This window comes from Algoriphagus aestuariicola (assembly GCF_017254835.1).
GTDB lineage: Bacteria > Bacteroidota > Bacteroidia > Cytophagales > Cyclobacteriaceae > Algoriphagus > Algoriphagus aestuariicola.
In genome coordinates, this window is record NZ_JAFKCW010000007.1 from 94385 (window position 1) to 109152 (window position 14768).

15 protein-coding genes and 1 rRNA gene are annotated in these 14768 nt (G+C 46.5%); 10 read left to right on the top strand and 6 right to left on the bottom strand.

The annotated features are described in order from the left end of the window. Nucleotides 1-46: 46 nt before the first annotated feature. The gene (locus J0A67_RS22455; RefSeq protein WP_206571638.1) at nucleotides 47-1249 is read right to left on the bottom strand and encodes a pyridoxal phosphate-dependent aminotransferase; all 1203 of its coding nucleotides are present in this window, start codon (nucleotides 1247-1249) and stop codon (nucleotides 47-49) included. A 222-nt stretch (nucleotides 1250-1471) separates the two neighbouring features. Here J0A67_RS22455 and J0A67_RS22460 point away from each other — a divergent pair, with 222 nt between their 5' ends. Beyond that, a complete protein-coding gene (locus J0A67_RS22460; protein WP_206571639.1) occupies nucleotides 1472-2326 on the top strand; it encodes a toxin-antitoxin system YwqK family antitoxin in 855 nt (284 codons plus the stop codon). Here J0A67_RS22460 and J0A67_RS22465 read toward each other — a convergent pair whose 3' ends face one another. Both J0A67_RS22465 and J0A67_RS22470 read right to left on the bottom strand, forming a co-directional pair. After that, a complete protein-coding gene (locus tag J0A67_RS22465) occupies nucleotides 2327-2845 on the bottom strand; it encodes a lipid-binding SYLF domain-containing protein (RefSeq protein WP_206571640.1) in 519 nt (172 codons plus the stop codon). It lies immediately after the preceding gene. Between the two features lie 11 nt (nucleotides 2846-2856). Continuing rightward, complete coding sequence (locus J0A67_RS22470) at nucleotides 2857-3213, bottom strand: YraN family protein (RefSeq protein ID WP_206571641.1); 357 nt, start codon at nucleotides 3211-3213, stop codon at nucleotides 2857-2859. An 85-nt stretch (nucleotides 3214-3298) separates the two neighbouring features. Between J0A67_RS22470 and lipB the strand changes: the two genes are divergently transcribed. The 6 genes from lipB to J0A67_RS22500 all read left to right on the top strand — a co-directional run bounded on the left by lipB (nucleotide 3299) and on the right by J0A67_RS22500 (nucleotide 9091). Further along, nucleotides 3299-4015, top strand: coding sequence for a lipoyl(octanoyl) transferase LipB (lipB, locus tag J0A67_RS22475; protein ID WP_206571642.1), 717 nt, complete (start codon nucleotides 3299-3301; stop codon nucleotides 4013-4015). A gap of 80 nt (nucleotides 4016-4095) precedes the next feature. Next, on the top strand, nucleotides 4096-4497 hold the full coding sequence (locus tag J0A67_RS22480; protein ID WP_206571643.1) for a hypothetical protein: 402 nt from the start codon (nucleotides 4096-4098) through the stop codon (nucleotides 4495-4497). An 11-nt stretch (nucleotides 4498-4508) separates the two neighbouring features. Continuing rightward, complete coding sequence (locus J0A67_RS22485; RefSeq protein WP_206571644.1) at nucleotides 4509-5258, top strand: 3'-5' exonuclease; 750 nt, start codon at nucleotides 4509-4511, stop codon at nucleotides 5256-5258. A 49-nt stretch (nucleotides 5259-5307) separates the two neighbouring features. Beyond that, nucleotides 5308-7509 carry a ribonuclease R gene (gene rnr / locus J0A67_RS22490; protein WP_206571645.1) on the top strand — a complete coding sequence of 734 codons (2202 nt, stop codon included), beginning with the start codon at nucleotides 5308-5310 and terminating at the stop codon, nucleotides 7507-7509. Beyond that, a complete protein-coding gene (locus J0A67_RS22495) occupies nucleotides 7472-8458 on the top strand; it encodes a polyprenyl synthetase family protein (protein ID WP_206571646.1) in 987 nt (328 codons plus the stop codon). The genes rnr and J0A67_RS22495 overlap by 38 nt, the downstream gene beginning before the upstream one ends. 3 nt (nucleotides 8459-8461) lie before the next feature. Beyond that, entirely contained in the window at nucleotides 8462-9091 is a 630-nt protein-coding gene (locus J0A67_RS22500; RefSeq protein ID WP_206571647.1) for a rhomboid family intramembrane serine protease, read from the top strand. Nucleotides 9092-9295: 204 nt separating this feature from the next. Here J0A67_RS22500 and rpmA read toward each other — a convergent pair whose 3' ends face one another. After that, nucleotides 9296-9556 (bottom strand): 50S ribosomal protein L27, encoded by a 261-nt coding sequence (gene rpmA, locus J0A67_RS22505; protein WP_206571648.1) that lies wholly within the window; start codon nucleotides 9554-9556, stop codon nucleotides 9296-9298. 35 nt (nucleotides 9557-9591) lie between these two features. Beyond that, the gene (gene rplU / locus J0A67_RS22510; protein ID WP_206571649.1) at nucleotides 9592-9903 is read right to left on the bottom strand and encodes a 50S ribosomal protein L21; all 312 of its coding nucleotides are present in this window, start codon (nucleotides 9901-9903) and stop codon (nucleotides 9592-9594) included. Between the two features lie 590 nt (nucleotides 9904-10493). Here rplU and J0A67_RS22515 point away from each other — a divergent pair. The 3 genes from J0A67_RS22515 (at nucleotide 10494) to J0A67_RS22525 (ending at nucleotide 14424) form a co-directional block, all read left to right on the top strand. Then, nucleotides 10494-11474 carry a ribonucleotide-diphosphate reductase subunit beta gene (locus tag J0A67_RS22515; protein ID WP_206571650.1) on the top strand — a complete coding sequence of 327 codons (981 nt, stop codon included), beginning with the start codon at nucleotides 10494-10496 and terminating at the stop codon, nucleotides 11472-11474. 36 nt (nucleotides 11475-11510) lie between these two features. Then, the gene (locus tag J0A67_RS22520; protein WP_206571651.1) at nucleotides 11511-13907 is read left to right on the top strand and encodes a ribonucleoside-diphosphate reductase subunit alpha; all 2397 of its coding nucleotides are present in this window, start codon (nucleotides 11511-11513) and stop codon (nucleotides 13905-13907) included. A 76-nt stretch (nucleotides 13908-13983) separates the two neighbouring features. Continuing rightward, nucleotides 13984-14424, top strand: coding sequence for a DUF1569 domain-containing protein (locus J0A67_RS22525; protein ID WP_206571652.1), 441 nt, complete (start codon nucleotides 13984-13986; stop codon nucleotides 14422-14424). A gap of 222 nt (nucleotides 14425-14646) precedes the next feature. On the opposite strand, the gene rrf is transcribed toward J0A67_RS22525, so the two are convergent. Further along, nucleotides 14647-14758: ribosomal RNA gene (gene rrf, locus J0A67_RS22530) — 5S ribosomal RNA — on the bottom strand. Nucleotides 14759-14768 lie beyond the last annotated feature (10 nt).

A 14768-nucleotide genomic window follows, 5' to 3' on the forward strand; every position in this document is an offset into this window, starting at 1 on the left:
TAGCCCCAGCTAATGCCAGGGCTAAGAAATTTGTTTTTGATAGGACTTAGGCTAGTTCGCCCAAAGCTTTTTTGATTCTTTTCAGTGCTTCCACCAGGTCCTCCTCGGAAGCGGCATAGGACAACCTAACGCAATTTGGAGCTCCAAATGCTCCGCCTGTCACGAGGGAAACATTGGCTACGGAAAGCAGGTACAGGCAAAGGTCATCCGCATTGTTTATAGTTTGTCCATGGGCGGATTTGCCGAAGAATGCGGTCACGTCTGGGAAGAAATAAAAGGCTCCCTCCGGAACGTGGGTTTTGATCCCAGGGATATCTCTCAGCAAATCCAAAACGAGTGCCCGACGCTTGAAATAGGCTTTGGTCATCTCTCTTGAAGGTCCTTGGTCTCCAGAAATCCCAGCCAGCGCCGCACGCTGTGCAATACCTGTGTTACCAGAAGTAAACTGGCCTTGCATCTTTTCCACCGCCTTGGCTATCTCCAAAGGAGCACAGATATAGCCCACTCTCCAGCCGGTCATGGCATAGCCTTTGGAAAATCCGTTCACGGTGACGGTTCTTTCAAACATTCCGGGGAAAGACGCGATGCTGTAGTTTTTACCTTCGAAATTGATCAACTCGTAGATCTCATCGGCGATGACGACGATATTTTCATGCTTCTTCACCACGTCTGCGATGGCTTCCAGTTCCTCTTTGGAAAACACGGAGCCGGTTGGATTGCAGGGAGATGAGTAGATGACTGCTTTGGTCTTTGGCGTAATCGCTGCCTCCAGCTGCGCCGCGGTAGCCTTGAAGTTGTTTTCCAAGGTCCCCTCGATCAAGACCGGCACGCCTCCGCAAAGCTTGATGATCTCCGCGTAGCTCACCCAGTAAGGAGAGAAAATGACTACCTCGTCTCCCTCATTGATGATGCACATGAAGGTGTTGGCAATGGAATGCTTCGCACCGACGGAAACCACGATATTTTCGGCCTTTGCCTGTTCGATGGAATTCTCTTCGCGGAGCTTTTTGGCTATCGCTTCTCTCAGATCCTGATACCCCGCCACTGGAGGATAGGCAAAATATTTTCCTTCATCAATAGCCGCCTTCGCTGCCTCCTGGATATGCTTGGGTGTTTTGAAATCTGGCTCACCCAAACTCAAGCCGATAATATCAATACCTTGGGCTTTCAACTCCCTAGCCTTTTTTGCCATGGCGAGGGTAGCTGACTCCTCCATATTCAGGATGCGATCCGAAAGAATAGAATTCATTTTTTCAATAGGTTTTTTACAAATTCCTCAAAAATAGCCAGAAGATTATTAATTCTAAACAAACCCGAGGAATTGATGCTGAAATCGAGCTCGGGGCATCAACCCCAAAACAAAATACTGATCTTCAAAGCGAGATTCCATCTGACCAATAAAAGCCATACATGTCAGATGAAATGTTATTTTTGAAGAAAATAGTTTGCCATTTCCGCCGTTTTCCCTTCGATGAACAGAAGATTTCTTGTTTTTCTGGTTGCCCTGTTACTTTCCGGCAAATTCGCTTCTGCCCAAAAAAACGAAGTCGAGAAAACCTCAGATCCAGATTCCTCAGGTGTAGTGAACTCCGCTCTTTTGCCATCGGTGGCCCCGCTGCTGCTATTTGACGAAGAGAAGGAAAAGGAAGAGAAAAAGGAGAAAAAGAAAAAAGCCCGCAAAAACATCTGGTTTGGCATCAAAACCCAGCGTGGCTATACCCGAAGAGAATTGCGAGGCCAGACCTATTTGGAATATTTCAACTATACTGACATCGCCCAAACTCCCGACCCCTACATCCGGGACGTGTATTGGTATGACACGCGGGACAAGAGCATCAAGACTACCGGTTACACCAAAGGGACCGGCTATTTGCTACATGGCCCTTATGAACGGATTGTCAACGAAACCGTGGTCGAAAGCGGGATGTTTTACTACGGTACGAAGCATAAGACTTGGATGCTATTTGACGAAAACAACGTCCTTCAGGACAAAAATCACTACTCCGAGGGCTGGCCTGAGGAATCTCGGATAAGTTATTATGACCAATCTTCCCGATCGATTGAAGAGATTATTCCCATCCAGTATAGCCTGGAGGAGGGCAACTATTTCTACTTCTACGACAACCAGCAAGTCGCCGTCACCGGTGAGTATCAATATGGGGAAAAAGTCGGCCTCTGGACTGAATACTGGGATACTGATAACACCAAGGCCATCCGAAAGCGGGAAATACAGTATAAGGAAGAGCCTTATACAAAAAATTTCCGCCCGTACATTCGGGCGGAATGGGATAAGGAAGGCAACCTGATCTATCGCAGGGAGCTATAATTATTTTTCTGTGAACTTGAACTGCTGTCCTCCGACAGAGGCTTCGTACATCAACCCGCCCTTGGTTCGGGTGAAGACAGCTACGCCTTCGACATATTTCGCATTGGCAGAGGCTCCCGAGGCTGCTGCAACTGCAGACACTTGCGCAGACATCTCTACCTTGTTTTCCTTGAATCGGTCAAAGGCTTCCTTATTTTCAAAAAAAATGACCTCGCTGTACGCCTGTCCTCCCAACTGAAATCCGATTGTCACCTGAGTCATTTTTGCAAAACCCACCAGCTCTCCTCCCTCATATGCAGTTCCATTGCCTGCTGCTCCGCCAATTCCGATCCCGCCTTTCCCCACATTTGGCAAGATCACGTAGCCGTACGCGGAACTGAACAATTCCTCCATGCTAGGGTCGTCTTTGAGAAAGGCTGCTTTCGCTTCTTCGGAGTCATTGATGATTTTGTCGTCCTTTTGCGCAAATGTTGAAGTGGCAATAAAGGCCAAGACTAGGCCCAGAAATAGATTTTTCATATGGTATAGTTTTAGTAAAAAGCGTCCTCAAAATGTCGGAAATTGACTGTGCCCGTCCGATCCTTATAGACGCCAACAATGTCAAAACGGATATCTTTTTTCCAGTCTTTTTCAAAAATATAGTGATCTGCCGCCTTTACCAAGAGCTTCTTTTTGGTGGAATCCACAAACTCCTCGGCATAACCAAAGCCTGTCCCCGAACGGAACTTGACCTCCACAAACACCAACAATCCCTTGTGCTTCATGATCAGGTCTATCTCCGCGTAGCCATGTCGATAGTTTGCATCCATCAGTTCATAACCTTGGCCGCTGAGCCAAACAGCCGCCAGCTCCTCGGCAAGTCTCCCAGTGTCATTGTGCTCGGCCATACCAAAATTGCTTAATTTTGAAAAATCTCAGAACCCAACAGAGTCTACTTCTGTTTTAAAAATCAGTTTTCCTAGAGGAAAAAAGATGAACGAAATTATCAATAAAAGAGTAGAATTCCGAGATCTGGGCCGGATGGATTACCAAGAGGCTTGGGACTATCAGGAAGGCCTTTTTGCGGAGACAGTTGCACTGAAGATCAAAAACCGGAGCCTGCCCCCCGAGTTGCAACTTCCATCTCCCAACTATTTGCTTTTCGTGGAGCACCCCCACGTATACACACTTGGAAAAAGCGGAAAGCCGGAAAACCTTCTGCTGAATGAAGACGGGTTGAAAAGCCACATGGCGAGCTACTACAAGATCAATCGTGGAGGCGACATCACCTACCACGGACCTGGCCAGCTCGTTGGTTATCCGATCTTGGACTTGGACAATTTCTTCACCGACATCCATCGGTATCTGAGATATCTGGAGGAGGCGATTATTCTTACTTTGGCGGATTATGGAATTGAAGCGGGACGGATCGAAGGTCTCACTGGCGTCTGGATAGACCATTCGGAGCAGAAAAACCCACGAAAAATCTGTGCCATGGGAGTCAAGTCCAGCCGCTGGGTGACCATGCATGGCTTTGCCTTCAATCTCAATGTGGATCTGAGCTACTTTGGCCACATCATCCCCTGCGGCATCGACGACAAGGCCGTAACATCCCTTCATCTGGAGCTCGGAAGACCTATAGACGAAAAGGAAGCAAAGGACAGGGTGCGTAAACATCTGGTTGACTTGTTCCAGATGACACAGATCTAATAGAATAGCATCCAGAACGCTCGTCAGGCACACCCATACGTCGCCTTCTCGACAGATCTGGTAAATCCCTAAAATAAACTATGAAAAAAGACATAGACTTCTCCCCAGTGACGGGAGTAAAACTGGCCATCGCCAAAAACCAGACTGACAAAGGAGCTGAGTGGGCGGTCTACCTCATCAATATGAATCTGATCGAGCTGAGTACCGTGATGGTCACCTCCAGAGGTTATGGCCTACTCAACGGGGAAAAACGACAAACCTCTACGCTTCGCCACATGATACAGGAAGTCGGCGCACAGGCCATAGCAAAGATAGAACCGATCGACCCTAGCGTGTTCGCTTTGACTAACGAATTCTGGGTAAGCTACTACATTCTGGATCAGATTTTTGACAAAAAGTTTATCTTTACTCCAGGCAGTTTTGACCCCGAACACCTTAGTGTGATTCCTGAACTGAGATTGGAGGGTATATTGCACAGTTAAACCACGAGCATATGGCTGATTTTTTAGACCAATTGGGAGAAATCCTGTTTTTAGACATAGAAACCGCCTCACTGACCGGGAAATTTGATGACTTGGATCCCAGACTGCAAGACGAGTGGATCAAAAAAGAACGACTAATCCACTTGGAAAAGCCAACAGAGGCCCCAGGATCACTGTATTTTGATCGCGCGGGAATCCATGCCGAATTTGGGCAGGTAATCTGCGTGGGCGTAGGCTTTTTCCAGTCAAAGAAGAAAGACAAAAAGATCATTTTCAGGTCGAAGGTTTTTGCGGATCCGGAAGAACGGGAACTTCTTTTGGGATTGAAGGCTTTGCTAGAAAAGAAAAAGTGGGTGCTTTGCGCACATAATGGAAAGGAATTTGATTTCCCCTACCTTTGCAGGAGGATGCTGATTCAGGGAATATCGCTGCCCGAGCCACTTCAGATTTCAGGGAAAAGACCTTGGGAAGTTCGCCATCTGGACACGATGGAAATGTGGAAATTCGGCGACTACAAGCACTATACCCGTCTAGAACTTTTGGCGGCAGTTTTTGGAATTCCTACTTCAAAAGAGGGCATCGATGGCAGCCAGGTCAACAGCGCATTTTATCTCGAAAACAACCTTGAAAAAATCAAAAAATATTGCCTTCGCGATGTGGAGGTCACTGCCCGCATCTATATGGCTATGCACCCACAGCTGGACGAGCTCGTGATAGAAGTGGGCCAGCCACAAGAAACAAAAAAAGATCACAAAGATTAATGTCTAAGGCATACAAATCTTTTTACCTTAGAAAAAAGTCACCCACATCATGGGAAGAAAACCAGACAGAAAAAACTCAAAACATAAAAAAGGCGGTCCGTCCAACGATGCAGCCAACTTGGCCAGAAGAATCCTCCAGTTTCTGGACGCACATTACGGGGAGGAATTCAATTCGAAGCAAATCATCAAGCGCTTGGAGATCCGAGACTCACTCAACAAGGGGGGAGTCGAACCAGTCCTCTACAAGCTGGTGGAGTCAGGCGCGGTGTCCCGCAATTCCAGGAACTACTTCAGCTCCACCAAAGATCCGGATTTCGTAACAGGCACGGTCGACTACGTGAATCCCCGGTTTGCCTTCATCATCCAGGATGATCCGAATGCAACGGGCGGCGATATCCTGGTCAAAGAAGCCGATCTCAAGCAAGCTCTTGATGGCGACAAAGTCCGGGTGATGGTTTTCCCATTAAAAGGCAAAACAGGCAGGACGGAAGGTAGGGTGCTTGAAATCCTCGAACGGAGCAGGGATGAATTCGTCGGCCGGGTAGAGATTTCCCCTCGTTTCGCCTTCATCGTACCGGATTTCAAGAAGATGCACAAGGATATCTTCGTGCATCGGGGAGACCTCAAGGGTGCCGAGCACAACGAAAAAGTAGTGGTCAAGCTCACCGAGTGGCGAGAGGGTGACAAAAACCCGACCGGCGAAGTAATTCGCGTATTAGGCAAAGCTGGCCTACATGAAGTGGAGATCCATTCGATCATGGCCGAATTTGGTTTGCCCTTCGAATATCCACAGGAGCCCGACGCAGAAGCCAATGCCATCTCCGACAAGATTACGGCGAAGGAAATAAAGGCGAGAAAGGATTTTAGGGATGTGCTAACCTTTACGATAGACCCGGCTGATGCAAAAGACTTTGATGATGCCATTTCCTATCGAGAGTTGGAAAACGGCAATATCGAAGTAGGTGTGCACATCGCGGACGTCACACATTATGTAAAACCCAAGACGGCTTTGGAAAAAGAGGCCTACAACCGCGCGACATCCGTCTACTTGGTAGACCGCACGATCCCGATGCTGCCCGAGCGATTGAGTAACGGTCTGTGTTCGTTGCGGCCGAAGGAGGATAAGCTGACCTTCGCTTGCGTCTTTGAGATGGATAGAAGCGGGCATGTGGTAAAGCACTGGATAGGCCGAACCGTGATCCATTCCGATCGAAGATATGCCTATGAGGAAGCGCAGGAATGCATCGATACGCAATCCGGTGACTTTTTCCAAGAACTGACACTTCTCAATGAGATAGCCAAAAAAATCCGCAAGAAGCGCTTTGATCATGGTGCGGTCAACTTCGAAACAGTCGAAGTCAAATTCAAACTGGACGAGGCAGGAAAGCCATTGGGGCTTTTTGTCAAAGAGCGCAAAGACATCCACAAGCTCATCGAAGAATTCATGCTCTTGGCCAACAAGTATGTGGCAGAATTCATCTACAAGAAAAACAACGGGACGGATACCTTTGTCTATAGAACACACGACAGCCCGGACCTGGACAGGCTGGAGACCTTCTCTGGCTTTGCAAAGCGCTTTGGACACCAAGTAGAGGTCACCAATGTCCAAAAAATCTCCGCTGCGCTTAACAAACTCATGGACGAAATCCAGGGTAAGCCAGAGCAAAATGTCCTGGAACAGCTCGCTATACGCAGCATGGCCAAGGCAAAGTACACCACCGAGCCCAAGGGACATTTTGGGTTGGCTTTCGCACACTATACCCACTTCACCTCCCCGATTCGGCGCTACCCCGACATGATGGTACACCGCCTATTGGAGCACTATCTTGACGGAGGCAAATCACCCGATGCGGAGCCATGGGAGCAAAAATGCCTGCATTCGTCCGAGCGGGAAAAACGTGCTGCAGACGCCGAACGCGCCTCCATCAAATACAAGCAAGTCGAATACATGGCACTCGCAGAGCAGAAAGACTACGAAGGCATCGTCAGCGGCGTGACCGAATGGGGAGTATTTGTGGAAATCACCGAGACCAAGTGCGAGGGAATGATTCGAGTGCAAGACATGGATGACGACTACTATGAGCTGGACGAAAGAAACATGCGACTCATAGGCAGCAAAAGTAAAAAAATGATCACTTTGGGCGACAAGGTGATGGTCCGTGTGGTGAATACAGACATAGACCGACGAACAATCGATTTGGAATTTGCAGACAATGACAGAAAAAAGCCTCGCTCACGCGCTTTTAGTTAAGCTCGAGGATCATATTACCTCCCACAGTTTTGGACAATCCCCTTCTGAACTTTACGACCCGATCAGCTATATCTTGAGCTTGGGAGGCAAAAGAATCAGACCACTTCTCACCCTTTTGGCTTACGGACTTTGCGGGAAAAAACCTGAAGAAATTCTCGATCAAGCCTGCGCAGTTGAGGTCTTTCACAATTTCACGCTGATGCATGACGACATCATGGATCAGGCTCCCCTGAGACGAGGCAAGGCGACGGTGCACGAGAAATGGAATGCCAACACGGCTATTCTTTCCGGTGACGTCATGTTGGTCAGAGCATACGACCTGCTCCTTGGCACGGACCCTGCGCTTCTTCCTGAGGTCATCGGCCTGTTCAACAAAACTGCCGCAGAAGTCTGCGAAGGGCAGCAGTTTGACATGAACTTTGAGAAATACGGAACCGTAAGCGAGGAAGAATACCTCAAGATGATCCGATTGAAGACAGCAGTTCTCTTGGGTTATGCTCTGCAGCTAGGGGCCGTTCTTGCTGGGGCAAAAAAGGATGACGCAAGGAAGCTTTACGATTTTGGTGTCAATATCGGTGTGGGCTTCCAGCTCAAGGACGATCTTCTGGATGTCTTTGCGGATCAGGCAAAATTCGGCAAGCAGGTTGGCGGAGACATCATCTCCAACAAAAAAACCTTTCTGCTGATCAAGGCACTGGAGTTGGCAAAGGGAAAGGATGCTGAGGAACTGAATTTTTGGCTCTCCCAACGGGAGTTTGACAAGATGGAAAAAGTAAGAGCCGTCCGGGCACTTTACATCAAACTTGGTATTAGGTCGCTGACTGAGGGAAAAATGGAGGATTATTTTAAAACCGCATTTGAACAATTGGACGGCATCCATTGCGCAGACCAAAACCATCTAAATGCTTTACGAGCTATCACCCACGATCTGATTCACAGAGAGAAATAGACCATGGAATTTTCGCTGACTACTGCTTTGATTGGGATCACAGCGATCACGAGCATCGTGGCTTTCAATCGCCACGAGATGATGGATCGATGGATGTTTATGCCCTATCGGATCAAAAAGCGCGGGCAATGGGACAGATTTATCCTCTCCGGCTTTATCCACAAAGACTACATCCACCTGCTCTTCAACATGTTTACGTTCTACTTCTTTGGAAGAGTCGTGGAGATGTTTTTAGGCTATACCTTTGGGGAAGCACTTGGCGGACTATTTTTCGTAGGGTTTTATCTTTTGGGAATCGTTATCTCAGATATACCAACTTATAAAAAGCATCAAGACGACAGCCACTATCGGGCACTAGGCGCATCTGGCGGTACTGCGGCCGCAGTTTTTGCCAGCATTGTGATCATGCCCCTTTCGGATATCTGTCTGTTTGGGATCATCTGCCTCCCGGGATTCATTCTCGGCGTACTTTTTCTGATCTATTCCTATGCACAGGGTAAGAAGGGCGGTGACAACATCAACCATGACGCCCACCTCTATGGTGCCATCTTTGGGATTATTTTCATCCTTGTTCTATCTCCCTCCAGCGCGGGTACTTTTATAGAGCAGATCAGGGATTTCAGGTTGTTCTAAGCAAACCGCACTTGTATTTATAGTCCTTAATTAGGGCGAACGCATCCCAATCATCCGAAATGATGGTAAGAAAGAGTCTAAGAAATTACCAATGCCGAAAGCATCTTTTTCTGAAGAAATGAGTCCAAATGGTATAGCAATAAGATTTGGGCAAAAAAAAGCCTCTTCACAGGGAAGAGGCTTGATTTTCTTAAGTAGGTAGGCTTATGCCTCAGCAGGCAAAACGCTTACATAGGACTTGCCGTCAGCTTTGGTCTTGAAAGTCACAACACCATTCGACAAAGCGAACAATGTATGATCTTTACCAACTCCAACATTAAGGCCAGCGTGATGCTTTGTACCTCTTTGTCTTACGATGATGTTACCGGCAATGACCACCTCACCACCGAATTTCTTCACGCCCAATCTTTTGGAATGTGACTCTCTACCGTTTTTGGAACTACCTACACCTTTTTTGTGTGCCATGGTTATATCAGTTTACGTCTTCCCAGAGGGAAAACTTAGAATGTAATATTTTCGATGAGAACTTTGGTGAAGTCTTGTCTGTGACCATTCTTCTTCTTGTAGCCCTTACGGCGCTTCTTTTTGAAGACAATCACCTTGTCACCTTTTACATGATCTAGGATTTTCCCAGATACCTTGGCTCCTGATACGATAGGAGCACCTACAGACACAGTGCCGTCGGCTTCTGCCAACAAGACCTGGTCAAATTCCACGGAAGCGCCAGCGTCACCGTCCAGCTTGGGAGCATAGACGTACTGATCTTTTGTTACTTTGAACTGCTTACCTGCGATGTTTACAATTGCGTACATGATTCTTGGATTCTTTGTAGAAATCGGAGTGCAAATATAAGAAAGTGATTTTGAACAAAAAAACATTCTGCCAAAATCCAAAAAGGAAGCTGTCGCGTACCTTTGGGTTTTGCGGGATCTCCTCTAACCCACGTCGAATTTGCCTTAATAGAATCCGTGAATCTTAGAAATGTAAACTTAGCCTTTTGCAAAGCACGAGAGCTAAAGAGCTGGGATTCAGTCAAAGAATTTACTCGGCTCCGCTGATATTTTAATGACTACCGGTCAATTTTTTGATCGATTTGAGTTGTGGAAAACTTTTTTTAAAATGTTGAAAATTATTAAAAAGCCCATAAATGGGCAAAATGATTAATTTTATGATTTACCTCAACGAATATTTATTCCTGATTTATAGGACACTAACCGTTTTTCGACTTCTGTTCAAAAAATAGCTGAAACGGCGGCATTCCCGTTTTTTTTTCCCTTTTTGCTTTACATATTTGTTCAAAGGCTGTTCTAAAAAGGCAGCCTTTGCCATCACCGGACCAGAATGAGGACATGATTTACCGCCTCAAAACCATTTTAAGAACTTCAATATAATTCAGAGTAAGATGCAGCAAGAACCAATTTTAGAAGAAAACAGTGGCCGTTTCGTGCTTTTCCCAATCCAGCATAACGACATCTGGCAATACTACAAGAAAGCCGAGGCGAGTTTTTGGACCGCGGAGGAAATCGACCTAGGCCAAGATATGACGGACTGGAAAAATTTGAACGATGGGGAAAGACACTTCATTTCCCATGTATTGGCTTTCTTTGCGGCAAGTGATGGTATTGTCAACGAAAACCTGGCCGAGCACTTTGTTTCCGAGGTCCAGTACACCGAGGCCAAGTTTTTCTACGGATTCCAGATTGCGATGGAAAACATCCATTCTGAAACCTATTCCCTTCTGATCGATACGTATATCAAGGATTCCGCAGAAAGAGATCGGCTTCTCAATGCCATCGAACACATAGACTGTGTCAAAAGAAAGGCAGAATGGGCACTCCGCTGGATCGACAACGGAAATTTCCAAGAAAGGCTGATCGCGTTTGCCGCTGTGGAGGGGATTTTCTTCTCAGGATCTTTTTGTTCCATTTTTTGGTTGAAGAAACGGGGCTTGATGCCCGGCCTCACTTTCTCAAACGAATTAATTTCCAGAGATGAAGGCTTGCACTGCGACTTTGCATGCCATCTCTATACTAAACACGTGGTCAATCCGCTGCCAAAAGAAACCGTTCGTGAGATCATCATGGATGCGGTGGCAATCGAAAAGGAATTTGTAACCGACGCTCTGCCTGTAAGGCTGATCGGTATGAACTCGGACTTGATGTGCCAGTATATTGAATTTGTAGCTGACCGATTATTGATGGAATTGGGCTGCGATAAAGTCTGGAACAGCACCAATCCATTTGACTTCATGGACATGATCTCCCTGCAAGGCAAGACCAACTTCTTTGAAAAGCGAGTCGGAGACTATCAAAAAGCCGGGGTAATGAAATCTACCGAGGCGAGTGAATCTTCTTCCAGATTTTCCATCGAAGAAGACTTTTAACCAATTTCTTTCCACCTATCCAAAAATCAGCCGAACATGCTTGTAATCAAACGCGACGGAAGAAGAGAATCTGTAAGATTTGACAAGATCACCGCAAGGATCGAAAACCTCTGCTATGAATTGGATCCTAAGTTTATCCAGCCCATAGAGGTGGCAAAGAAGGTGATTGACGGTCTTTATGACGGAGTCACTACCTCTGAACTGGACAATCTCGCAGCGGAAGTCTGTGCCTCACTTACGGTGAGACATCCAGACTATGCCATCCTAGCTGCAAGGATTGCGATATCCAACCTCCATAAAACCACCAGCCAGTCTTTTTCAAACACCATGAAAAGATTGTACACCTACGTCAATCCAAAAACCGGCGAAAACGCCCAGCTGATCGACACTGAGGTGTACGGCATCATCAAAAAGAACGCAGCCCGCTTGGACGAGGCGGTGGACTACAGACGTGATTTCGGCTACGACTACTTTGGGTATAAAACCCTTGAAAAAAGCTACCTGATCCGCCTGGATGGCAAGGTGGTGGAACGCCCCCAGCACATGCTCATGCGTGTGGCCGTAGGAATCCACCGAGAAGATATGGACGCAGCAATCGAAACCTATAACCTGCTTTCAGAACGTTGGTTCACGCACGCTACTCCTACGCTATTCAATGCCGGCACTCCAAAACCGCAGCTGTCTTCCTGCTTCCTGTTGACGATGAAAGACGACAGCATCGACGGGATCTATGACACATTAAAACAATGTGCGAAAATCTCCCAATCTGCAGGCGGAATCGGGCTCTCAATTCATCATGTCAGAGCCAAAGGTAGCTACATCAAAGGAACCAACGGAGTCTCCAATGGTATCGTGCCTATGCTGAGGAACTTTGACATGACCGCTCGCTATGTGGACCAAGGCGGAGGAAAAAGAAAAGGGTCATTTGCCATTTACCTTGAACCATGGCACGCTGATATCAAGGATTTCCTGGAACTGAAGAGAAACCACGGCAAAGAGGAGATGCGCGCTAGAGATTTGTTCTATGCCCTTTGGATCCCGGATCTTTTCATGAAGCGGGTGGAGCAAAACGAAGACTGGCCCCTTTTCTGTCCAAACGAAGCGCCGGGGCTGTCTGACTGCCATGGTGAGGAATTTGAAAGGTTATTTGAAAAATACGAGCGTGAGGGAAGGGCAAGGGAAACCGTAAAAGCTCAAGAACTTTGGTTTGAAATTCTAGAATCCCAAATCGAGACAGGTACCCCTTATATGCTTTACAAGGATTCTGCTAACGGCAAATCCAACCAAAAGAATCTGGGTACGATCAAGTCGTCTAACCTTTGCACAGAAATCATCGAATACACCGCGCCGGACGAAGTAGCAGTGTGTAACCTCGCATCTATTGCCATTCCAAAGTTTGTAACTAGCGGACCAGATGGTAAGCCGATGTTTGACCATAGCAAGCTATACGAAATCACTAAGGTGGCAACGCGCAACCTGAACAAGGTAATAGACATCAACTACTATCCTGTAGAGGAGGCCCGCCGATCCAACTTTAGACACCGTCCAATTGGATTGGGGATTCAAGGACTCGCAGATGCCTTTATTATGCTTAGAATGCCATTCGACTCAGTAGAAGCCAGAGGATTGAATGAGGATATCTTCGAGACGATCTATTATGCCGCGGTGGAGACATCTATGGAGTTGGCCAAAACACAAGGGACCTACGAGACCTATGAAGGTTGTCCAGCATCCAAAGGTATCTTGCAATTTGACATGTGGGGCGTTACGCCCAAGTCAGGAAGATGGAACTGGGATGCACTAAAAGAGAAAGTGAAAAAGTACGGAATGAGGAATTCTCTGCTAGTAGCTCCAATGCCCACTGCATCGACTTCGCAAATTCTGGGGAACAACGAGTGCTTTGAGCCTTACACTTCCAACCTATACACTCGAAGAACACTTTCCGGTGAATTCATCATGGTAAACAAACACTTGATGAAAGATCTAATCAATCTGGGTATGTGGAATGACACCATGAGAAACAGGCTTATCTCTACCAATGGCTCGGTTCAGAATGTCCCAGGTATACCTCAAAACATCAAAGACATCTATAAGACTGTGTGGGAAATCTCCCAAAAAGTCATCATAGATATGGCTGCAGATCGTGGAGCTTATATCTGCCAATCCCAAAGCATGAACATCTTCATGCAGGATCCAAACTTCGGCAAATTGACCTCAATGCATTTTTATGCCTGGAAAAAAGGCCTGAAAACCGGTATGTACTATCTGAGATCACAAGCCGCTACGGCAGCCATCAAATTTACGCTAGACAAAGCTTCCCTAGAAACCAAGCCTGAAAAGACTGTGGAAGCCGAACAGTCCAAGACACAAAAGCAAGACGCCATCTCCTGCTCTTTGGACGATCCCGAGGGCTGCGAAATGTGTGGAAGCTAAAATCTAGAGTTCGTAAAATGGATAAAAGGCGTTTGATAGTTTCAAACGCTTTTTTTTGTCATTAAAATCTAAGACGATGGATAAAAATTCAATTGAATTGAGAATTGCCCGGCTAACCAAAGATAGTGTGGCTAAATTTGGAATAATGACGCCACAGCACATGTTAGAGCACCTGGCGCTTACGGTTAAAATATCCTATGGGAGGATAAAAATTCCCGATTTTGAACCAACTGAAAAGCAGCTTGCCCAAAAACAAATTTTGATCTATTCGGAAATTGATTTCCCAAAAGGAATAAAAGCACCTGGTATTGGGGAAAATCTCTTAGACCTCAGGTACGCTGACATGGAAACGGCCAAATCAGAATTGCTTAAAAGTATTGATCAATTCAACAAGCATTTTAATGAATTCAAAGACGATCTTACAATTCACCCACGATTTGGAAAACTGAATCATGGTGAGTGGGAAAGATTTCATAGGAAACATTTCCACCATCATTTGGGCCAATTTGGGATATGATCAAAAATCAATGTATGGAAAAAACTGCCTGCCTTTTTAATGTCAAGATATTTGAAAAATTGGAGCTATGCAGTGACTTCCAAATATTGGAATTTGGAGCAACTGACTTAATCCAGAAGACAAGACACGTTTCCGATAGTACGAACTGAACAGAAATCTCCTTGCTAAAAAGATCCGGTGTCAGGAAACGAAAAAAACCAGCTCGATGAGCTGGCTTGAATAATGTGGCGGCGACCTACTCTCCCGGGTGTAACCCCAGTACCATCGGCGCTGCAGGGCTTAACTTCTCTGTTCGGGATGGGAAGAGGTGGGACCCCTGCGCTAGGCCGCCTAAATTGTAAGTA